Genomic DNA, 19,534 nt, shown 5'->3' with positions numbered 1-19,534 from the left:
CGCCAGTCTCATCGGTGCCAGCATCAAGCCAGCACCTCGCAATCCAGGTGAGCGATCGCATCACGGCTCACTTCGGCGCGGCGCGCGCCGGTCAGTTCGGTGAGCTGACCCTGACGCATTTCCAGCAGGCGATCGGCCAGCGGGAAGTAGTGATCATCGTGACTGATGGCAATCACCGTCTTGCCCATCTCCTTGAGGCGCGGCAGCAGCACCTGATAGAAGATGCGACGGAACTGGGGATCCTGATCCGCAGCCCACTCGTCAAACAGCATCACCTCGCGCTGCTCGGCCAGCGCCAGTAGCAGGGCGACCCGCTTGCGCTGCCCTTGGGAGAGATCGATATCGGCGATAAAGCCATCCTCGATGGTGAGCTTGCTGCCCATCTGCAACCGCTCCAGCCACTCGGCCACCAGCTCATCCTTGGGTTCCGGCCCCAGCAGATGCTGGAACAGGTGATAGTCGGTGAAGATGGCCGAGAAGAGCGCCAGATAGCCATTGCGATCGGTGACGGGTTCACCATCCAACAGGATCCGGCCCGATACCGGCTGGTAGAGGCCGGTCAGCAGCATGGCCAGGGTCGACTTGCCGGAGCCATTGCCACCGATGATGAAGATCTGCTCCCCCTTTTCGATGACCAGATCGATGGGGCCAACGGCAAAACCGCCCTCCCCCTGATAGTGAAAGCTCACCTGCTCCAGCTCGATACGCTGCCAGGGGCGGATGGCGGGCGGCAGCGGGAAGTCCGCATCCGGCTCGGCCAGATTGAGGGCGGCGATCTTGTCGAACGCCACCTGAGCGGCAAGCAGGGTCGGCAGGGCGCCAATCCCCTGCAACAGCGGGGTGCGCAGGAACAGCAGGGTCAGGGCGAAGGTGGCGGCCACATTGGTGTTGGCCCAGCCAAGGCCGTTGGCCAGAAAGAAGACCAGACCGATGGCCCCCAGCATCATGATATTCGACCAGTTCACCGCGCTCAGGTGATAGGTGTCGGCGCGGATGATCTGCTGGCGGTAGTCACGGGCATTCTGCTCATAGAGCTGGTGGTAAACGAAATGAGCCCGCTCGCGGTTGAGCGCCAGCTCCTTGCTGCCCGCAATGATGGCCTGATAGTTCTGATAGAGCCGATCTTCGGCCTGACGCATGTGGGAGAAATGGCGATAAACACGGTTCACCAGCAACCAGCCCACCACCATGGTGACGGTGACCCAGAGCGCAGTCACCCCGAGCAATGCAGGAGAGAGCCAGCCAAGGTAAAGGGCAGAGCCCAGCGTGAGTACCAGCCCCTGCACCAGCTCAGGCAGGCGCACGAAGGCGATGGTGATCTGGCCGATATCGCTGGAGAGGGAGGCCAGCAGCGGCCCCTGACCAATCTGGCGGATGCGGGCGACATCGGTATCCAGCAGTTGCTTGAGCAGACGGCCACGCAACCGGTAGACAAAATGGTGACCGAGGGTGGTCAGGGCCAGCTGAGATCCGAGCGTGATCACCAGCAGCAACACAATCAGGCCGACCAGCTGACCGAGGATCGGCAGCGGATCACCTATAGATTCGATAAGAGACTGATTGATAAAGGCAATGACACCAATCCCGCTGACGGCACTGAGCAGACTGAGCAGGGTAATGGCGATAAAGGGCCAACGATATTGGCGATAAACCAGAGACAAGAGTTCCATAACGGACCGGTATTCCAGAGAGATCAGAACAACTGCGGGTGAAAAGAAGGGCGGGAATCCGGTTCCCGCCCGACTTCGATTACCAGCGGTAGTTGATGCTGCCCACTACGCTGCGCGGCTCACCGTAGTAGCAGTAGTAGTCACAACTGGCCACGTAGGTTTCACCCAGCAGGTTGTTGACGTTGAGCTGGGCACGCCAATTCTTGGCAAAGTCATACCCGATCATCGCATCCCAAACGGTATGGGCTGGCACCTCGGCAGAGCCGTAGATGGGGGTGTAGTCCGCATTCACGGCGCCAATACCCACGCTGGAACCGATATAACGTACACCGGTACCCAGCTCCAGACCCGAAGTCACCCCTTGCTGCACCTTGTAGTTACCCCAGAAGGAGGTCTGGTGGCGCGGGATAAGGCTGGCACGGCGATCGCCACTGCCGGTGTCGTTGGTTTTGGCATCTGTGTAGGTATAAGCAGCGGTCAGACGCAGCGCATCGGTCACCTGCACGCTCCCTTCCAGCTCAATCCCCTGAGAGGTCACTTCACCCGCCTGGGTCTGCTGGCCGGAACCGGTAGAGACCAGCGAGTTGGTCTGGGCCAGATCGAACAACGCCAGATTGATGTAACCGTCGAGGAAGGCAGGCGCATACTTCACGCCGGTCTCGTAGAGCTTGCCCTTGAGCGGCTTGTAGGAGTTTCGGGTGTTGGGATCGATCCCCGGCAGCACTTCGAACGACTCGGCATAGGCAAAGTAGGGAGAGAGGCCGTTGTCAGCCAGATACATCAGGCTGCCCGAGAGGGAGAGCTCGTGATCGTACTGGCGCTCGTCCTTGCTGGTATTGGTGTTGTGGGTCTCCACATAGTCAAAACGGCCACCGCCAGTCAACAACCAGCGATCGTCCCAGCGGATCTGGTGCTGGGCATAGAGGCCGCTCTGGCCCTTGGAGCTCTTCTGGTGAGTGGCGGTCGACTCGTCAAAACTGGGGAAGCCGCTGTAATCCGGGTTCATGGTATTGATGGAGCCCATACCGTAGTTGTCGGCCTCGACCCCTTCATTGACGTGACGCTGCAGATCCACCCCCAGCAGCAAGGTCTGCTCGGTGCTGTCGGTGTTCCAGTAACCCACCATCTGGTTATCCATGGTGGCACTCTTGGTATTGCCATCGCGGTAAACCAGACCACGACTGGCGGTTGTGCCTTCATAGGTCGGGAAGATATAGGTCTGGCGCAGCAGCAGATCGTTGTAGTTGAAGCGGACGTTCTGCTTGAACTCCCAGGTCTGGTTGAGCTGGTGGGCCAGCTCATAACCGGTGGAGATCTGGGTATTGCGGTTGCGATCGTAATCCGGCTGGCTCAGGTTGGTGGAGGGATCAATCTGGCCACCTGACGTATTCAGGGTGCCATAGACCGGGAAGAAGCCGTTGGTCGGGACCCCTTCGTCGTGCAGGAAGCTGGCCAGCAGGGTCAGGCTGGTACGATCCGAAAGATCGAAGGTGACGCTGGGCGCCAGATAAACCCGATCGTTGTAAGTACCGGTAAGCACACCATCACGCTCTTTATAAAGAGCAACCATGCGGTAGCGGCTGTTGTCGGAGAGCGCATCAGAGACGTCCACCCCGACCTGACGATGATCCCGGCTGCCAAGCTGCAGATCTACCTGCCCTTGCGGCGTGGCGGTCGGTCGCTTGCTGATGGCATTGATCACCCCGCCCGGAGGCGCCTCACCGTAAAGGATCGAGGCTGGCCCCTTCAGCACTTCCACACTCTCCAGACCGAACGGTTCCGGCGTCCAGACGTAGTAGCCGGTGCCAAACAAGCGGTTGCCATCCAGATAAGAGGCGGCATCGAAGCCACGCACCTTGAACCAGTCGGTGTTGTTGTCTGAGCCATAGAGGCCGGTCAATACGCCGGAACGGTAGCGAATCGCTTCATCAAGCTGCAACACGGCGTGCTGATCCAGCTCCTCGCGATTAACCACGGAGACGGCGCGAGGGGTCTCGGCCATCGGCACTTCCACCTTCATGGCCGTACCTGTCACCACCATGGTTTCGCTGGCTTTGGGCAGCTCAGCGGTGGTTTGTTCGGCCATCAGCGGCAGAGAGACGAGCAAACCGGAGAGCGAAAGCACGCCGAAGGCTCCCTTCTTGCCGAGTCCTGTAGTGTATTTTTGCGCAATCATATTAAAGTCTCGTTTATCAATGAGTTATGTTGTTTTAATTGTTATTTGTGGTCGTTTGTCACGACATCACCCTGTTCCATGGGCGAATAAAGCAGCGCAATCCTACTACAGGAGCCGTGATCGAATCGATTCAATAATTGCTAATCATTTGCATCTACATTGTTATCTAGCTGCATCGTTGGCAGGATTTCGCGGGGGATGGGCGTCATCAGGAGAGCCATGAACGGAGAAGAAAATGAAGAGGAATATAAAGAAGCAGAAAAAAGATCGGCAGGATGGATCCGGCGGCATTATCTGACTGGATCCATTATCCCCAAGCTTTATCCATATTTATCCACACCCTTTGGCGGTAGAATCCGGCTTTCCGTTTCTTTGTCTGAAATCAGGATCCATTCCATGGCCAAACTCAATCTCGTCGTCGGCTCCATGCTGGGCGCCGCCGAATATGTCGCAGACCACGTCGCCAACCTGCTGGAACAGGCTGGCCACCAGACCCGGATCCACAACCCGGCCAAGCTGGCAGAGGTACTGGATGATGCGGGATCCATCCTGCTGGTGGTCACTTCCACCCATGGTGCCGGGGATGTGCCCGACAACCTGCAACCCTTCGCCAAGGATCTTGCCGAGCTGCATCCGGATCTTAATTCATTGAAATATGGCGTTATCGCCCTTGGTGACAGCAGTTATGACACCTTTTGCCAGGGTGGCAAGACGCTGGATCGGCTGCTGGCCGAGTGCGGAGCCAGCCGGATCGGCGAGCGGCTCGACATCGATGTGACCCAACACGAGATCCCCGAAGATGCCGCAGAAGTGTGGATCCGCGACTGGATGACGATGATCGCCTGATCAGCGTACGGGAGATCCTGAAAAAAAGCTTGATCTCCCCACTTATCCCCAGATCGACTATCCACCATGTTATTAACAGATTGATCCGGGGGAGTTGTTCTACAAGGTTACCCACAACGCCCAGGGGTAATGTGCATAACTACGGTGTAAAGCTCTGCAAAACCTATAGTTATCCATGTATTAGATCCAGACCGACAGACCTCTGTGTATAAAAGTCCTGGTTATCCCCTCGTTCACTGGGCCAGGATCCAAGCTTTTCCACAAGCTAGGATCGTCCTTAAATTAATGATCTTTATGATCAAAAAGTGCTTATCAACAGAAAGGGTGGATCCTAATAAGAGATCCAGTAAAAGATCGATCTAAAGATCCTTAAGATCTAATTAGTGGATCCTCCCTTCATACTGAACGTTAAGTAGACGTTCCCCTCAGGACGCGAAACAGATAGAATGTTCCGCCCTTTAGCCCAGGCAAATAAAGATCTTCAGGCGTGCAGATCAAGGTGATCCCAATGCAATACCATGAACAATTTGATGTGATCGTCGTCGGTGGCGGTCATGCCGGAACCGAAGCAGCAACAGCGGCAGCCCGTATGGGCATGAACACCCTGTTGCTGACCCACAATATCGATACGCTGGGACACATGTCCTGTAATCCGGCGATCGGCGGGATCGGCAAGGGACACCTGGTCAGGGAAGTTGACGCTCTTGGCGGGATCATGGCGCGTGCCATCGATCTTGGCGGGATCCAGTTCCGCACCCTCAACTCATCCAAGGGCCCGGCAGTGCGAGCCACTCGTGCCCAGGCGGATCGCCTGCTCTACAAGGCCGTCGTTCGCCAGATGCTGGAGAACTACCCGAACCTGAAGATCTTCCAGCAGGCCTGTGACGATCTGATCATGGACGGGGATCGTGTTGCCGGTGTGGTCACCCAGAGCGGGATCCGCATCAGCGGCAAGACAGTGGTGCTGACGGTCGGTACCTTCCTGAATGGTTTGATCCATATCGGGATGGAAAACTACAAGGGCGGCCGTGCCGGGGATCCTCCCTCGATCGCCCTAGCCCAACGCCTGCGTGAACTGCCGCTGCGCATCGATCGTCTCAAGACCGGTACGCCGCCGCGCATCGATGCCCGCAGCGTCGATTTCTCCGTCATGCAGGAACAGCACGGCGACGATCCGCGCCCCGTCTTCTCGTTTATCGGCGATGCCAGCCAGCATCCCCGTCAGGTGCCCTGCTACGTCACCCACACCAACGAGCGTACCCACGAGGTGATCCGCAATAACCTGGATCGCAGCCCCATGTACGCCGGGGTGATCGAGGGGATCGGCCCGCGCTACTGCCCGTCGATCGAGGACAAGATCACCCGTTTCGCCGACAAGACGGCGCACCAGATCTTCGTCGAGCCGGAAGGCCTTACCACCCACGAACTCTATCCGAACGGGATCTCCACCAGCCTGCCGTTTGACGTGCAGGTGCAGATAGTCCGTTCCGTGCGCGGCTTCGAGAACGCCCACATCACCCGTCCGGGCTATGCCATCGAATATGATTTCTTCGATCCGCGGGATCTAAAAGCCAACATGGAGAGCAAGTGCATTCCAAACCTGTTCTTCGCTGGCCAGATCAACGGCACGACCGGTTACGAAGAGGCGGCAGCACAAGGCCTGATGGCCGGCCTGAACGCGGCCCTGCGTGCCCAGGACAAGGATCCCTGGAATCCTCGTCGGGATCAGGCCTACATGGGCGTGATGATGGACGATCTCTCCACCCTGGGGACCCGCGAGCCTTACCGCATGTTCACCAGCCGCGCCGAATATCGCCTGCTGCTGCGGGAAGACAACGCCGATATTCGTCTGACCGCCATCGGTCGCGAGCTGGGTTTGGTGGATGACGAGCGCTGGAGCAAGTTCAACGCCAAGATGGAACAGGTCGAGCTGGAGCGTCAGCGCATGCGTTCAACCTGGATCCACCCGCAACATCCGTCACTGGAAGCGGTCAACGCGTTGGTCAACACCCCGCTGACCCGCGAACAGAGTCTGGAAGAGCTGCTGCGTCGCCCCGAGGTGACCTATGATGCGCTGATGGCCATCGAAGGTGTCGGCCCTTCCGTGACTGATCCTGCCGCGGCCGAACAGGTTGAGATCCAGATCAAGTACGCCGGTTACATCGAGCGTCAGCACGATGAAGTGGAAAAGCAGCTGCGCAACGAGAACACCCTGCTGCCGCTGGATCTGGACTATCGCGAGGTGAACGGCCTCTCCAACGAGGTGAAAGCCAAGCTGAACGATGCCAAGCCGCAGACCATTGGTCAGGCTTCCCGCATCTCCGGCATCACCCCGGCGGCCATCTCCATCCTGCTGGTTCACCTGAAAAAACACGGCCTGCTGCGTAAAACCGCCTGAGGAATCCCATGTTGGAAAGATTGAACGGCCTGCTCATGCAGGCCGGAATTGTTATCACCGATACCCAAAAGAGCCAACTGGTGCAGTTGGTCGAGTTGCTGCACAAGTGGAACAAGGCTTACAATCTCACCTCGGTGCGAGATCCGGACGCCATGCTGGTCAAGCATATCCTCGATAGCCTGGTGGTAAGCCCCCACTTGCACGGTGAGCGCTTCATCGATGTGGGGACAGGTCCCGGCCTGCCGGGATTGCCGCTGGCGATCATCAATCCGGACAAGCAGTTCGTCCTGCTCGACAGTCTGGGCAAGCGGATCAACTTCATTCGTCAGGTGATCCAGGAGCTGGGTCTGACCAATGTGACGCCGGTCAAATCCCGGGTTGAAGAGTATCAACCCGAGGTGGGATTTGATGGTGTACTGAGTCGGGCATTTGCCTCGCTGGAGGACATGCTGAGCTGGTGTCACCACCTGCCGTCAGAACAGGGCTGCTTCCTGGCACTCAAGGGACAATATCCCGAGCAGGAGCTGGCCCAGTTGCCTGCCAATATCCGTCTGGTAGCCTGTCATGAGTTGCGGGTGCCGGAGCTGGAAGGCGAACGTCATCTGCTGGAATTCAAACATATCCAGCCCGAATAGGGTCGCAGTTTCATTTAGGGGATCGTGTGGGAAAAGTCATCGCCATAGCCAACCAGAAGGGTGGAGTGGGTAAAACCACCACCTGTGTGAATCTGGCCGCCTCCATGGCTGCCACCCGGCGCAAGGTGCTGGTGATCGATCTGGATCCGCAGGGCAATGCCACCATGGGCAGCGGTGTCGACAAGTATGACGTCGAGCGCACCGCCTATGAGCTGCTGATCGAGGATGCCCCCATCAGCGAAGTGATCATCCCCGAAACCACCGGGGGCTATCACCTGATCGCCGCCAACGCCGACGTGACCGCGGCCGAAATCCGTCTGATGGAATTTTTCGCCCGCGAAATCCGCCTGCGCAATGCGCTGGCCTCGGTGCGGGACAAATACGACTACGTCTTCATCGACTGCCCGCCCTCTCTCAACATGCTGACCGTGAACGCCATGGCTGCTGCCGACTCCGTGCTGGTGCCCATGCAGTGCGAATATTACGCGCTGGAGGGGCTCACCGCCCTGGTCGACACCATCAGCAAGCTGGCCGCCGTGGTCAATCCGGAGCTCAAGATCGAAGGGGTGCTGCGCACCATGTTCGATCACCGCAACCGGTTGGCCAATGATGTGTCCGATCAGCTAAAACAGCACTTTGGCGACAAAGTCTACCGCACCATCATTCCCCGCAACGTTAGACTGGCGGAGGCCCCGAGTTTCGGTGCTCCGGCCATGCACTATGACAAATCATCGGTGGGCGCCAAGGCCTACCTGGCACTGGCTGGCGAGATCCTGCGCCGCCAGGAGCAGGAACGTCAGGCGACCATCGCAGACCGAGAGAGCATATGACTCCGAAAAAACGTGGACTGGGCAAGGGGCTGGATGCCCTGCTCAGTACCAGCACGGCTGCCCGCCAGAAACAGGTGATGAGCGATCAACGTACTGAAGAGGCCATGGCCCCCACCAATCAGGGCGAGCTGCGCAAGCTGCCGGTGGAGTGGTTGCAGTCCGGCAAGTACCAGCCCCGCAAGGACATGTCCCAGGATGCACTGGAAGAGCTTGCCAACTCCATCCGCGCCCAGGGGGTGATCCAGCCCATCGTGGTACGCCCTCTCGGCGAAAAATCCTTCGAAATCATCGCCGGTGAACGGCGCTGGCGCGCGTCCCAGCTGGCGCGGCTCGAGGTGGTACCCTGCATCGTCAAGGATGTACCCGACGAGGCTGCCGTCGCCATCGCGCTGATTGAGAATATTCAGCGGGAAGACCTCAATGCCATCGAAGAGGCGGTCGCTTTACAAAGACTGCTGACCGAATTTGAACTCACCCACCAGCAGGTGGCCGAGGCGGTGGGCAAGTCCCGCACCACGGTGACCAACCTGTTGCGTCTCAACCAGCTCAACGACGATGTGAAGCGTTTCGTCGAGCATGGCGACCTCGACATGGGCCATGCCCGTGCCCTGCTGGCTCTGAGCGGCCAGGCCCAGTCTGAACTGGCCAAGCTGGTTGCCCAGAAAGGGCTGACCGTACGCGATACCGAGAAGCTGGTGCAAAAAGCGCTCGAACCGGCAAAAGCCAGGGTCGAACCGGCCCGTGATCCGCAGATCGGCTACCTGGAGCGCCAACTGGCAGAAAAAATTGGCAATCAGGTGCAACTTCAGCCTGGCAAGCGGGATAGCGGGAAGTTAGTAATAAGTTACGAGAATTTGTCCGATTTGGACCGTATATTGGGCTATTTTGGCGTGTCGGAATCGTGATTTTTACGCTTTTTGTAGTAATAAAACATCCATTCCTTTTGATATGACCATAACCCTGATTTGCCGCGGAAAGCCGCAAAAATTAAGGATTTTTGTCATATTGCAATAGCTGCCCTCAAGGGTATAATTTGACCGGCTTTAAGAGCTGTTAACATGGGGTCTTCGGATCCCGATTTTTTACAGTTCTGTAATGTTCAGGGGTAGGTTGGTGAAGCAGAAAATAGCCTTGGAAGGTTTGACACTGGCCTTGGTTATGCTCGTTTGTCAGCTCATCCTGATCCTGGCGATGAGTGCCGTCTGGTTTTACCTGACTGGTGCCAGCGCCGGTTATTCCGCCCTCTACGGAGGGGGGATGTACTGGGTTCCTCAAGCCTTGTTTACTGTCTGGGTGCTGCGCCGCAAGGTGACAACCGAGAGTGTGGGCCTGGTTTTGCGGGACTTTTATGGTGGGGCAGGGATTAAGCTCATTTCTACAACAGGTCTATTCGCCCTGATGTTTGGTGCGGGAGTCGAGGTCGTTACCGTCTCGTTTTTCGCCACTTATATCCTCGCCCTCGTTGTACAGTGGATGGTTTCATTCACGCTTAACAACCACTATTAGGAAAACTCATGTCTGCAACCGGAGAAGTCCTGACTCCTCAGGGATATATCTCCCACCACCTGACCCACCTTCAAGTCGGGTCCGGGTTCTGGACGGTCAATATCGACTCAATGGTATTTTCCGTCGTGCTAGGCGCCCTGTTTATCCTGCTGTTCCGCAAAGTAGCCGTTAACGCTACCAGCGGGGTGCCGGGTAAGCTGCAGTGCTTTGTGGAGATGCTGGTCGAGTTTGTGAATGGTAACGTCAAAGACATCTTTCACGGTCGTAACAAGGTCATCGCACCTTTGGGGCTGACGGTGTTTGTGTGGATCTTCCTGATGAACTTCATGGATCTGATCCCCGTTGACTTTATCCCTCACGCTGCACAATTGATGGGTATTCCCTATCTGCGTGTGGTTCCCTCTGCTGACGTTAACATCACCATGTCCATGGCTTTGGGCGTGTTCTTCTTGATCCTGTATTACAGCATCAAGGTCAAGGGTATCGGCGGGTTTGTGAAGGAGCTGACGCTTCAGCCTTTCAACCACCCGGCGGCCATCCCGGTTAACCTCATCCTGGAAACTGTTACGCTGATTTCCAAACCTGTTTCTCTGGGTCTTCGACTGTTCGGCAACATGTATGCTGGCGAACTGATCTTTATCCTGATTGCTGGTTTGTTACCCTGGTGGTCACAGTGGATCCTGTCCGTGCCTTGGGCAATTTTCCACATCCTGATCATCACTTTGCAGGCATTCATTTTCATGGTTCTGACCATCGTCTATCTGTCGATGGCGCAGGAAGACCATGGTTGATGCAACTCAAATAATCCTTTTTATACAATCAATTACATCTAAATAACTGGAGATCCTCATGGAAAACTTGAACATGGACCTGCTGTACATCGCTGCTGCAATGATGATGGGTCTGGCTGCTATCGGCGCTTCCATCGGTATCGGTATCCTGGGTGGCAAGTTCCTGGAAGGTGCTGCTCGTCAACCGGATCTGATCCCTGTTCTGCGTACCCAGTTCTTCATCGTAATGGGTCTGGTGGATGCGATCCCGATGATCGCCGTTGGTCTGGGTCTGTACGTGATGTTTGCGGTTGCTGGCTAAGTCGTTACGACTCTCCAGGCATAACCCATTAACTAACTTAAGAGGACATCGGCTGTGAATATCAATGCCACCCTCCTCGGCCAAGCAATTGCTTTTTTCTTCTTCGTAGTGTTTTGCATGAAGTACGTATGGCCGCCGCTGATTGCTGCCATCGAAGCCCGTCAGAAAGCTATTGCTGACGGTCTCTCTTCTGCCGAACGTGCCAAGAAAGATCTGGATTTGGCCAAGGCCAACGCCACCGATCAGCTGAAAGAAGCCAAGCTGCAGGCTGCTGAAATCATTGAACAGGCTAACAAACGTAAAGCCCAGATCATTGATGAAGCTGCCGCTGGTGCCCAGTCTGAGCGGGAAAAAATCCTGGCTCAGGGCCGTGCCGAGATCGAAGCTGAACGTCATCGTGCCAAAGAAGAACTGCGTAAGCAGGTTGCTGCTCTTGCCATTGCTGGTGCAGAGAAGATCCTGGCGCGTCAAATCGACCAGGCTGCCAACAGCGACATCGTCGACAAACTGGTAGCAGAACTGTAACGGGAACGGGGCTATGTCTGAACTGACTACAATCGCTCGCCCCTACGCCAAGGCTGCTTTCGAGTTTGCCGTTGAGCACAAGGCGGTTGACCAGTGGCTGGGTATGCTCGGTTTTGCTGCGCAAGTAGTGGAAAACGAGACCATGCACAACCTGGTAAACGGCTCTGTGGCCGCCGAAGAGCTGGCAACGCTGTTTGTCGGTGTCTGCGGTGAGCAACTCGACGTGCATGGCCAGAACCTGATCCGGGTGATGGCCGAGAATGGTCGCTTGGGTGTGCTGCCGGCGGTCGTTGCTGAATTTGTAGCGTTCAAAGCTGAACTGGATAAAGAGGTTCAGGCTGACGTGATTTCGGCGATCGAACTGACCGACCAGCAGAAAGCCAATATTCAGGCTTCTCTGGAACAACGTCTCGCGCGCAAAGTGAAGCTGAATTGCAGCATCGATGCGTCCTTGATGGCCGGGGTGCTCATCAAGGCCGGTGATCTGGTAATCGACGGCACAGTCCGCGGTAAGCTGGATCGCATGGCTGACGCGCTGCAATCTTGATTGGGGTATTAGAGCATGCAACTGAATTCCACTGAAATCGCCGAGCTGATCAAGCAGCGCATTGCGCAGTTTGATGTAAAGAGCGAAGCGCGTAACGAAGGTACTATCGTCTCTGTGAGCGACGGTATCATTCGTATTCACGGCCTGGCTGATGCCATGCAGGGTGAGATGATCGAGCTGCCGGGCAACCGCTACGCTCTGGCATTGAACCTGGAGCGTGACTCCGTCGGTGCGGTGATTATGGGTTCCTATGACGGTCTGTCAGAAGGAATGAAAGTAAAAGGTACTGGCCGCATTCTGGAAGTGCCGGTAGGTCGTGGTCTGTTGGGCCGGGTGTTGAACACCCTGGGTCAGCCGATCGACGGTAAAGGTCCGATCGACAACGACGGCTTCTCGCCGATCGAAGTGATCGCACCAGGCGTTATCGAGCGTAAGTCTGTTGACCAGCCGGTCCAGACCGGTCTGAAAGCCATCGATGCCATGATCCCTATTGGTCGTGGCCAGCGTGAGCTGATCATCGGTGACCGTCAGGTTGGTAAGACCGCCATCGCGATCGACACCATCATCAACCAGAAAGATTCCGGCATTAAGTGTGTCTACGTTGCGATTGGCCAGAAGGCCTCCACCATCGCCAACGTGGTGCGCAAGCTGGAAGAGCACGGCGCCCTGGCCAACACCATCGTGGTTGTTGCCTCTGCCTCCGAAGCGGCTGCTCTGCAGTACCTGGCTCCGTATGCCGGTTGCTCCATGGGTGAGTACTTCCGTGACCGCGGTGAAGACGCGCTGATCATCTATGATGACCTGTCCAAGCAGGCCGTAGCTTATCGCCAGATCTCCCTGCTGCTGCGCCGTCCGCCAGGACGTGAAGCTTACCCGGGTGACGTTTTCTATCTGCACTCCCGTCTGCTGGAGCGTGCTGCTCGCGTTAACGCCGAGTACGTAGAGAAGTTCACCAAGGGTGAAGTGAAAGGCAAGACCGGCTCTCTGACCGCGCTGCCGATCATCGAAACCCAGGCGGGTGACGTATCTGCGTTCGTTCCGACCAACGTGATCTCCATCACCGATGGTCAGATCTTCCTGACTTCACAGCTGTTCAACTCCGGTATTCGTCCGGCGGTTGACCCGGGTATCTCCGTATCCCGTGTAGGTGGTGCTGCTCAGACCAAGATCGTCAAGAAGCTGTCCGGTGGTATCCGTACCGCGCTGGCCCAGTATCGCGAACTGGCGGCATTCGCCCAGTTCTCTTCCGATCTGGACGAAGCGACTCGCAAGCAGCTGGATCACGGTGTGAAAGTGACCGAGCTGATGAAGCAGAAGCAGTACTCTCCGCTGAGCGTGGCTCACCAGTCTCTGGTGCTGTTCGCCGCCGAGAAAGGCTATCTCTCCGATGTCGAGCTGAACAAGATCGTCGACTTCGAAGCCGCTCTGCTCTCTTACGCCAATACCCAGCATGCCGAGCTGATGGCTGAAATCAATGCCAAAGCCGACTACAACGACGCGATCGTTGGCAAGCTGACTGCGTTGCTGGATAGCTTCAAAGCAACCCAGACCTGGTAAGCGTGTGTGGCAGCGTGAGCTGCCACTTGATGGAGAGTAAGAGATGGCCGGCGCAAAAGAGATACGTAACAAGATCGGGAGTGTGAAAAACACTCAGAAGATCACCGGCGCTATGGAAATGGTGGCAGCAAGCAAAATGCGCCGTGCGCAGGAACGCATGTCTGCCAGCCGTCCGTACGCTGAAACCATGCGCAAGGTGATCGGCCATATCGCTCAGGGGAACTTGGAATACAAGCACCCCTACCTCATCGAACGTGAGGTCAAGCGAGTGGGTTACATCGTCGTCTCCACCGACCGTGGCCTGTGTGGTGGTCTGAACATCAACCTGTTCAAGGCTGCCCTCAATGATATGAAGCAATGGAGCGCGAAAGGTGCCAAGGTTGACCTGGCACTGATCGGTAACAAGGCCTCCAACTTCTTTGAACGGCACGGCGCCAAGGTTAAAGCTCATGTCGCAGGACTGGGCGATAGTCCGAGCGTCAATGACCTGATTGGTTCAGTCAAGGTCATGCTGAAGGCTTACGACAACGGTGAGATTGACAAGCTGTATCTGGTGTACAACAAGTTCGTCAACACCATGGTGCAGCAACCACGGGTCGATCAACTGCTGCCTTTGCCCGTAACTGAAGACAGCAAGCTCGCCAAGAAACACCACTGGGATTACCTCTATGAGCCGGATCCCAAGAAGCTGCTGGATACCCTGCTGGTTCGCTACGTCGAATCTCAGGTTTACCAGGGTGTAGTGGAAAACTTGGCAAGTGAACAGGCAGCCCGAATGGTTGCCATGCAAGCCGCGACTGACAACGCCGGTAACCTGATTAACGATCTGCAACTGGTATACAACAAGGCCCGTCAGGCCAGTATTACCCAGGAGCTGACAGAGATCGTATCCGGTGCTGCTGCGGTGTAAGGCAAGGGTTATCAAAGGTTTAGAGGATTTGACATGAGTAACGGTTTCATCGTCCAAATCATCGGCGCTGTGGTGGACATCGAGTTCCCGCAGAATGCCGTGCCCCAGGTGTACGATGCACTGAAGGTCGTTAGCGAAGGTCAAGGCCAGGGTCTGGTGCTGGAAGTTCAGCAACAGATCGGTGGCGGCGTCGTTCGTTGCATCACCATGGGCTCCTCCGACGGTCTGCGTCGTGGGTTGGAAGTAGTGAATAGCGGTAAATCCATCCAGGTTCCGGTCGGTACTGCGACTCTGGGTCGGATCATGAACGTACTGGGTGAGCCAATCGACGAAAAAGGTCCGATCGGTGAAGAAGAGTGCTGGTCTATCCACCGCGCTGCCCCCAGCTACGAAGATCAGTCCAACAGCAACGATCTGCTGGAGACCGGCATCAAGGTTATCGACCTGGTATGCCCGTTCGCCAAGGGTGGTAAGGTTGGTCTGTTCGGTGGTGCCGGTGTAGGCAAAACCGTAAACATGATGGAGCTGATCCGTAACATCGCGATCGAGCACAGTGGTTACTCTGTGTTCGCCGGTGTAGGTGAGCGTACCCGTGAGGGTAACGACTTCTACCACGAGATGATGGAGTCCAACGTACTGGACAAAGTATCTCTGGTTTACGGTCAGATGAACGAGCCGCCCGGAAACCGTCTGCGCGTTGCGCTGACCGGCCTGACCATGGCCGAGAAGTTCCGTGACGAGGGTCGTGACGTGCTGTTCTTCGTGGACAACATCTACCGTTACACCCTGGCCGGTACTGAAGTATCCGCACTGCTGGGCCGTATGCCTTCCGCAGTAGGTTACCAGCCGACCCTGGCCGAGGAGATGGGTGTTCTGCAAGAACGTATCACCTCCACCAAGACCGGTTCCATCACCTCCGTACAGGCCGTTTACGTGCCTGCGGATGACTTGACTGACCCGTCTCCGGCGACCACCTTCGCCCACCTGGATGCGACCGTCGTACTGTCCCGTCAAATCGCGGCACTGGGTATCTACCCGGCCGTTGACCCGCTGGACTCTACCTCTCGTCAGCTGGATCCGCTGGTGGTTGGCAAAGAACACTACGAGACCGCTCGTGGCGTTCAGACCGTACTGCAGCGCTACAAAGAGCTGAAGGACATCATCGCCATCCTGGGTATGGATGAACTGTCAGAAGAAGACAAACTGACCGTAGCCCGTGCCCGTAAGATCGAGCGTTTCCTGTCCCAGCCGTTCTTCGTAGCAGAAGTGTTTACCGGTTCTCCGGGTAAATACGTGCCGCTGAAAGAGACCATCCGTGGTTTCCAGGGCATCCTGAAAGGCGAGTATGACGATCTGCCCGAGCAGGCGTTCTACATGGTTGGCGGTATCGACGAAGTCGTCGAGAAATCCAAGAAACTGTAAGCCTCGACAGGAGGGCCCATGGCAGAGATGATCTCCTTTCACCTGGACGTGGTGAGCGCCGAAGGAAAACTGTTTTCCGGTCGCGTGCAATCCGCTCAGGTATCAGGCTCCGAAGGTGAGTTGGGTCTCCGCCACGGTCATGCTCCGTTGCTGACTGCCATCAAGCCGGGCTTGGTCCGCTTGGTGAAGCAGAACGGAACTGAAGAGGTGCTGTACATCTCCGGCGGTATGCTGGAAGTACAACCTGAATCCGTGACCGTGCTGGCGGACACCGCGATTCGTGCTGACGACTTGGATGAGGCGAAAGCCCAGGAAGCCAAGCGCGCAGCCGAAGAGCGGATCCACAGCTCCCATGGTGATATCGACTACGCCCAGGCCGCCACCGAGCTGGCCAAGGCGATGGCTCAACTGCGAGTCATCGATATCGTCAAAAAGAATTACCGCTAATAACGGTGATGTAAAAAGCGACCTTCGGGTCGCTTTTTTTTTACCCGTTGGATAGACTCCGCCGAGTATTTCCTCATGTTCCAAAGGTCAATTTATGTCCCTCAACGTCGTGATCCTGGCGGCGGGTAAAGGTACCCGCATGCGCTCTTCCCTGCCCAAGGTACTCCACCCGGTAGCCAACAAACCCATGGTTTCCCATGTGATCGATACTGCCCGTCAGGTCGGTGCCGAGCAGCTGCATCTGGTTTATGGCCACGGTGCCGAGCTGCTGAAAGAGCGGATCGTGGCGGCCGATGTGAACTGGGTGCTGCAGGCGCAGCAGCTGGGGACCGGTCATGCCGTCGCCCAGGCCATCCCGTTCTGGAAGGATGAAGACGATGTGCTGGTGCTCTACGGCGATACCCCGCTGATCCAGCCAGAGACCCTGCAGCGACTGCTGGCTGCCAAGGCTGAAAACGGGATGGCACTGCTGACTGTGGTGCTCGACAACCCCACCGGTTATGGCCGTATCGTCCGTGAAAACGGTCAGGTGGTCGGCATCGTCGAGCAGAAGGATGCTAATGCCGAACAGCTGGCTATTCGTGAGGTGAACACCGGCGTGCTGGTGGCCAACGGCGGTCAACTGCGCAGCTGGCTCTCCCGCTTGGACAACAAAAATGCCCAGGGTGAGTTCTACCTGACCGACGTGATCGCCATGGCGCACGCCGATGGCTGCCCGATTGCTGCGGTCCATCCGGAGCGCGCCGCCGAGGTGGAAGGGGCCAACAACCGGGTCCAGCTGGCTGCCCTTGAGCGCAGTTACCAGCAGATGCAGGCCGAGAAGCTGATGATCGCCGGAGCCACACTGATTGATCCGGCCCGCTTCGATCTGCGCGGAACCCTCGAGATTGGTGAAGAGGTGGTGATCGACGTCAACGTCATCATCGAAGGCAAGGTAACCCTCGGTAACCACGTCCGTATCGGTGCCGGTGCCGTGCTGAAGGATTGCGTCATTGGCGATCACACCGAAGTGAAGCCCTACTCCATCGTTGAAGGGGCTCAGGTGGCGGATCAGTGCTCGGTCGGCCCGTTTGCCCGTCTGCGCCCGGGTGCCGTGCTGGAGCAGGATGCCCACGTCGGCAACTTCGTCGAGATGAAGAAGGCCCGTCTTGGTGTCGGTTCCAAGTGCGGTCATTTGACCTATCTGGGTGATGCCGAGATCGGAGCTGGGGTGAATATCGGTGCCGGTACCATCACCTGCAACTACGACGGGGTCAACAAATTCCAGACTATCATCGAGGATGATGTATTCGTCGGTTCTGATACCCAGCTGGTAGCGCCTGTTCGTATCGGCAAGGGGGCGACTCTGGGGGCGGGTTCTACCATCACCAAGGATGTGGCCGAGAACGAGCTGGTGATCACCCGGGTGCCCCAGCGTCACATTAAAAACTGGGCTCGTCCGGTCAAGAAGAAGTGATGCCCGATCAATAAAATAGAACCGGCGCCTGATGGCGCCGGTTTTTTTGGGCTTATGACTGATGGCTGGGGTCACTGGTCGATGACTGGGGGGCTGCCCATGTGGTCGCGGGTGCGCTGTAGTCCATCACCTGATACCAGTCGAGCTTGCGGGTCAGCATCATGATCAGCGCCAGGGTTGCGAACAACAGCAGTGCCCCGAGCAGCAGGGCTATCTCTTCGGCCTGCAGCAGGCTGTAGAGGATGGCATAGACCAGCCCGAGCAGCGCAGCAAAGCCGATCCCCTGCTTCGGGCCACCCAGCACATGACTGAGGTAGAAGCCGTTGAGCAGCACGCTGGCCAGCGCGGCTACCAGATAGGCCCAGCCAAAGCCGAGGTGCTCGGTCAGGGCCAGCAGCACCAGATAGAAGATAGCCAGCCCCATGCCTACCAGCGCGTACTGGATCGGGTGAACCCGCAGCCCCTTGAGCAGCTCGAACATAAAGAAGCTGATAAAGGTGAGGCCGATAAACAGCAGGGCATATTTGGCCGCCCTCTCATTGAGTTGATAGTGATCCACCGGCTGCACCAGACTGACGCTGAAGGTGGAGAGATGGCTATCGCCCCCGTTCATCATCCGGTTGAAGCGGGTCTCCATGTCGCTGGCGAACCAACTGGTTTGCCAGTTGGCCTCAAACCCTTGTGGGCTCAGGGTGCGACTACCCGGCAGAAAGTCACCGATAAAGTTGGGATGGGGCCAGTTGCCCGCCAGCTGCAGGGTGCTCTCCTTGCCCAGCGGCACTATGTCGAGGGCGTTCATCCCCTGCAGATTGAGCTCCAGATGAAAGGTGCCATCCTGTTGGGGCAGGCTGTCGAGCGGGGCATGGATACCGGCCAGCGCGTCACCGAGACGGGCGCCGGGGGCAAACGGAATCCGCTGTGTGCCGAGTTGCAGTTCGGGGACGCTGTTGATACCGCGGGCATCGGAGAGCACCAGGCTCAGGTAGGGTTTGCCCGCCACCAGCTCGGCCGTTTCACCGAGCGGTGAGGTCGCGTCATTCAGCAAACTCTGCCGGGTGGGCAGGCGGCCGGATAGGGTGAGGCGGGTCTGGTAGACCTGCGCCTGATAGATGCCCAGCTTGCGCGGGGTGACCTCCATGTTGGCCTTGATATCCAACTGCTCCGGCAGCAGGTAGCGGTAGATCTGCTCCTGACGGACGAAGCGCTTGCCCTCCTGCTCGACCGTCACCGAACGGGTATAGGGCTGTACGATAATGGGCCCCATCAGTCGTTGCGGGCCGCTGCTGCTGGCCATGATGCTGTGAATGGCCTGATTGCGGTAAATCTGCCGCTCCCGGTTGAGCTCCATGATGGATTGCACCGGCACCATCAACAGCAGGCTGAGCAACAGCAGCAGAAATATCTTGTGGGTGAATATCTGTTTGACCATGACACGTCTCCTTGTTGGATGGAGTGAGTCTGTCAGTCCGGCGTGAAGTGGTGATGGGCTTGTGTGAAGTGGCGGTGAACTGCTGCAA

At 57.1% G+C, this 19,534-nt stretch carries 18 protein-coding genes; 15 read left to right on the top strand and 3 right to left on the bottom strand.

From position 1 onward, the window contains the following. Window positions 1-23: 23 nt before the first annotated feature. Together AB5Y99_RS16040 and AB5Y99_RS16035 are read right to left on the bottom strand one after the other, a co-directional pair. A complete protein-coding gene (locus tag AB5Y99_RS16040; RefSeq protein ID WP_368210130.1) occupies window positions 24-1,670 on the bottom strand; it encodes a multidrug ABC transporter permease/ATP-binding protein in 1,647 nt (548 codons plus the stop codon). A 79-nt stretch (window positions 1,671-1,749) separates the two neighbouring features. Further along, window positions 1,750-3,846, bottom strand: a complete 2,097-nt coding sequence (locus AB5Y99_RS16035; protein ID WP_368210127.1) for a TonB-dependent siderophore receptor — start codon at window positions 3,844-3,846, stop codon at window positions 1,750-1,752. Between the two features lie 396 nt (window positions 3,847-4,242). On the opposite strand from AB5Y99_RS16035, the gene mioC reads away from it, so the two are divergent. From mioC to glmU, 15 genes are all read left to right on the top strand, one after another. Beyond that, window positions 4,243-4,692 carry an FMN-binding protein MioC gene (mioC, locus tag AB5Y99_RS16030; RefSeq protein ID WP_216947644.1) on the top strand — a complete coding sequence of 150 codons (450 nt, stop codon included), beginning with the start codon at window positions 4,243-4,245 and terminating at the stop codon, window positions 4,690-4,692. Between the two features lie 508 nt (window positions 4,693-5,200). Further along, entirely contained in the window at window positions 5,201-7,090 is a 1,890-nt protein-coding gene (gene mnmG / locus AB5Y99_RS16025; RefSeq protein ID WP_058056584.1) for a tRNA uridine-5-carboxymethylaminomethyl(34) synthesis enzyme MnmG, read from the top strand. Window positions 7,091-7,098: 8 nt separating this feature from the next. Continuing rightward, entirely contained in the window at window positions 7,099-7,725 is a 627-nt protein-coding gene (rsmG, locus tag AB5Y99_RS16020) for a 16S rRNA (guanine(527)-N(7))-methyltransferase RsmG (RefSeq protein WP_041202839.1), read from the top strand. Between the two features lie 26 nt (window positions 7,726-7,751). Further along, window positions 7,752-8,555, top strand: coding sequence for a ParA family protein (locus tag AB5Y99_RS16015; RefSeq protein WP_005357226.1), 804 nt, complete (start codon window positions 7,752-7,754; stop codon window positions 8,553-8,555). Beyond that, complete coding sequence (locus AB5Y99_RS16010) at window positions 8,552-9,460, top strand: ParB/RepB/Spo0J family partition protein (protein WP_219265266.1); 909 nt, start codon at window positions 8,552-8,554, stop codon at window positions 9,458-9,460. The genes AB5Y99_RS16015 and AB5Y99_RS16010 overlap by 4 nt, the downstream gene beginning before the upstream one ends. A gap of 190 nt (window positions 9,461-9,650) precedes the next feature. Further along, window positions 9,651-10,061 carry an ATP synthase subunit I gene (locus tag AB5Y99_RS16005; protein WP_019445506.1) on the top strand — a complete coding sequence of 137 codons (411 nt, stop codon included), beginning with the start codon at window positions 9,651-9,653 and terminating at the stop codon, window positions 10,059-10,061. 8 nt (window positions 10,062-10,069) lie between these two features. After that, the gene (gene atpB, locus AB5Y99_RS16000; protein ID WP_005339335.1) at window positions 10,070-10,852 is read left to right on the top strand and encodes a F0F1 ATP synthase subunit A; all 783 of its coding nucleotides are present in this window, start codon (window positions 10,070-10,072) and stop codon (window positions 10,850-10,852) included. A gap of 58 nt (window positions 10,853-10,910) precedes the next feature. Beyond that, entirely contained in the window at window positions 10,911-11,153 is a 243-nt protein-coding gene (gene atpE / locus AB5Y99_RS15995) for a F0F1 ATP synthase subunit C (RefSeq protein WP_005307205.1), read from the top strand. 54 nt (window positions 11,154-11,207) lie between these two features. Further along, window positions 11,208-11,678: a F0F1 ATP synthase subunit B gene (atpF, locus tag AB5Y99_RS15990; RefSeq protein ID WP_005339336.1), complete on the top strand. Its 471-nt coding sequence runs from the start codon at window positions 11,208-11,210 to the stop codon at window positions 11,676-11,678. A gap of 13 nt (window positions 11,679-11,691) precedes the next feature. Further along, window positions 11,692-12,225: a F0F1 ATP synthase subunit delta gene (atpH, locus tag AB5Y99_RS15985; RefSeq protein ID WP_005339341.1), complete on the top strand. Its 534-nt coding sequence runs from the start codon at window positions 11,692-11,694 to the stop codon at window positions 12,223-12,225. A gap of 15 nt (window positions 12,226-12,240) precedes the next feature. After that, the gene (gene atpA / locus AB5Y99_RS15980; protein ID WP_005339342.1) at window positions 12,241-13,782 is read left to right on the top strand and encodes a F0F1 ATP synthase subunit alpha; all 1,542 of its coding nucleotides are present in this window, start codon (window positions 12,241-12,243) and stop codon (window positions 13,780-13,782) included. Window positions 13,783-13,825: 43 nt separating this feature from the next. Continuing rightward, window positions 13,826-14,692 (top strand): F0F1 ATP synthase subunit gamma, encoded by an 867-nt coding sequence (atpG, locus tag AB5Y99_RS15975; RefSeq protein ID WP_005339343.1) that lies wholly within the window; start codon window positions 13,826-13,828, stop codon window positions 14,690-14,692. Window positions 14,693-14,725: 33 nt separating this feature from the next. Then, window positions 14,726-16,114 (top strand): F0F1 ATP synthase subunit beta, encoded by a 1,389-nt coding sequence (gene atpD, locus AB5Y99_RS15970; RefSeq protein ID WP_005339344.1) that lies wholly within the window; start codon window positions 14,726-14,728, stop codon window positions 16,112-16,114. Between the two features lie 18 nt (window positions 16,115-16,132). Beyond that, complete coding sequence (locus AB5Y99_RS15965; protein WP_005339345.1) at window positions 16,133-16,561, top strand: F0F1 ATP synthase subunit epsilon; 429 nt, start codon at window positions 16,133-16,135, stop codon at window positions 16,559-16,561. Between the two features lie 94 nt (window positions 16,562-16,655). Beyond that, the gene (gene glmU, locus AB5Y99_RS15960) at window positions 16,656-18,017 is read left to right on the top strand and encodes a bifunctional UDP-N-acetylglucosamine diphosphorylase/glucosamine-1-phosphate N-acetyltransferase GlmU (RefSeq protein ID WP_368210126.1); all 1,362 of its coding nucleotides are present in this window, start codon (window positions 16,656-16,658) and stop codon (window positions 18,015-18,017) included. Between the two features lie 52 nt (window positions 18,018-18,069). Here the strand turns inward: glmU and creD are convergent, their stop codons facing one another. Further along, the gene (creD, locus tag AB5Y99_RS15955) at window positions 18,070-19,446 is read right to left on the bottom strand and encodes a cell envelope integrity protein CreD (protein ID WP_368210123.1); all 1,377 of its coding nucleotides are present in this window, start codon (window positions 19,444-19,446) and stop codon (window positions 18,070-18,072) included. Window positions 19,447-19,534 lie beyond the last annotated feature (88 nt).

It is taken from the genome of Aeromonas sp. R4-2 (assembly GCF_040908295.1).
Taxonomy (GTDB): domain Bacteria; phylum Pseudomonadota; class Gammaproteobacteria; order Enterobacterales; family Aeromonadaceae; genus Aeromonas; species Aeromonas veronii.
Note: the sequence above shows the minus strand (reverse complement) of the source record. Positions and strands in the feature narration are given on the sequence as shown.

What these genes read in the sequence shown, in the direction of transcription:
- AB5Y99_RS16040 (WP_368210130.1), bottom strand. Translation starts at nt 1,670, where the DNA reads ATGGAACTCTTGTCTCTGGTTTATCGCCAATATCGTTGGCCCTTTATC.
- AB5Y99_RS16035 (WP_368210127.1), bottom strand. Translation starts at nt 3,846, where the DNA reads ATGATTGCGCAAAAATACACTACAGGACTCGGCAAGAAGGGAGCCTTC.
- mioC (WP_216947644.1), top strand. Translation starts at nt 4,243, where the DNA reads ATGGCCAAACTCAATCTCGTCGTCGGCTCCATGCTGGGCGCCGCCGAA.
- mnmG (WP_058056584.1), top strand. Translation starts at nt 5,201, where the DNA reads ATGCAATACCATGAACAATTTGATGTGATCGTCGTCGGTGGCGGTCAT.
- rsmG (WP_041202839.1), top strand. Translation starts at nt 7,099, where the DNA reads ATGTTGGAAAGATTGAACGGCCTGCTCATGCAGGCCGGAATTGTTATC.
- AB5Y99_RS16010 (WP_219265266.1), top strand. Translation starts at nt 8,552, where the DNA reads ATGACTCCGAAAAAACGTGGACTGGGCAAGGGGCTGGATGCCCTGCTC.
- AB5Y99_RS16005 (WP_019445506.1), top strand. Translation starts at nt 9,651, where the DNA reads ATGTTCAGGGGTAGGTTGGTGAAGCAGAAAATAGCCTTGGAAGGTTTG.
- atpB (WP_005339335.1), top strand. Translation starts at nt 10,070, where the DNA reads ATGTCTGCAACCGGAGAAGTCCTGACTCCTCAGGGATATATCTCCCAC.
- atpE (WP_005307205.1), top strand. Translation starts at nt 10,911, where the DNA reads ATGGAAAACTTGAACATGGACCTGCTGTACATCGCTGCTGCAATGATG.
- atpH (WP_005339341.1), top strand. Translation starts at nt 11,692, where the DNA reads ATGTCTGAACTGACTACAATCGCTCGCCCCTACGCCAAGGCTGCTTTC.
- atpA (WP_005339342.1), top strand. Translation starts at nt 12,241, where the DNA reads ATGCAACTGAATTCCACTGAAATCGCCGAGCTGATCAAGCAGCGCATT.
- atpG (WP_005339343.1), top strand. Translation starts at nt 13,826, where the DNA reads ATGGCCGGCGCAAAAGAGATACGTAACAAGATCGGGAGTGTGAAAAAC.
- atpD (WP_005339344.1), top strand. Translation starts at nt 14,726, where the DNA reads ATGAGTAACGGTTTCATCGTCCAAATCATCGGCGCTGTGGTGGACATC.
- AB5Y99_RS15965 (WP_005339345.1), top strand. Translation starts at nt 16,133, where the DNA reads ATGGCAGAGATGATCTCCTTTCACCTGGACGTGGTGAGCGCCGAAGGA.
- glmU (WP_368210126.1), top strand. Translation starts at nt 16,656, where the DNA reads ATGTCCCTCAACGTCGTGATCCTGGCGGCGGGTAAAGGTACCCGCATG.
- creD (WP_368210123.1), bottom strand. Translation starts at nt 19,446, where the DNA reads ATGGTCAAACAGATATTCACCCACAAGATATTTCTGCTGCTGTTGCTC.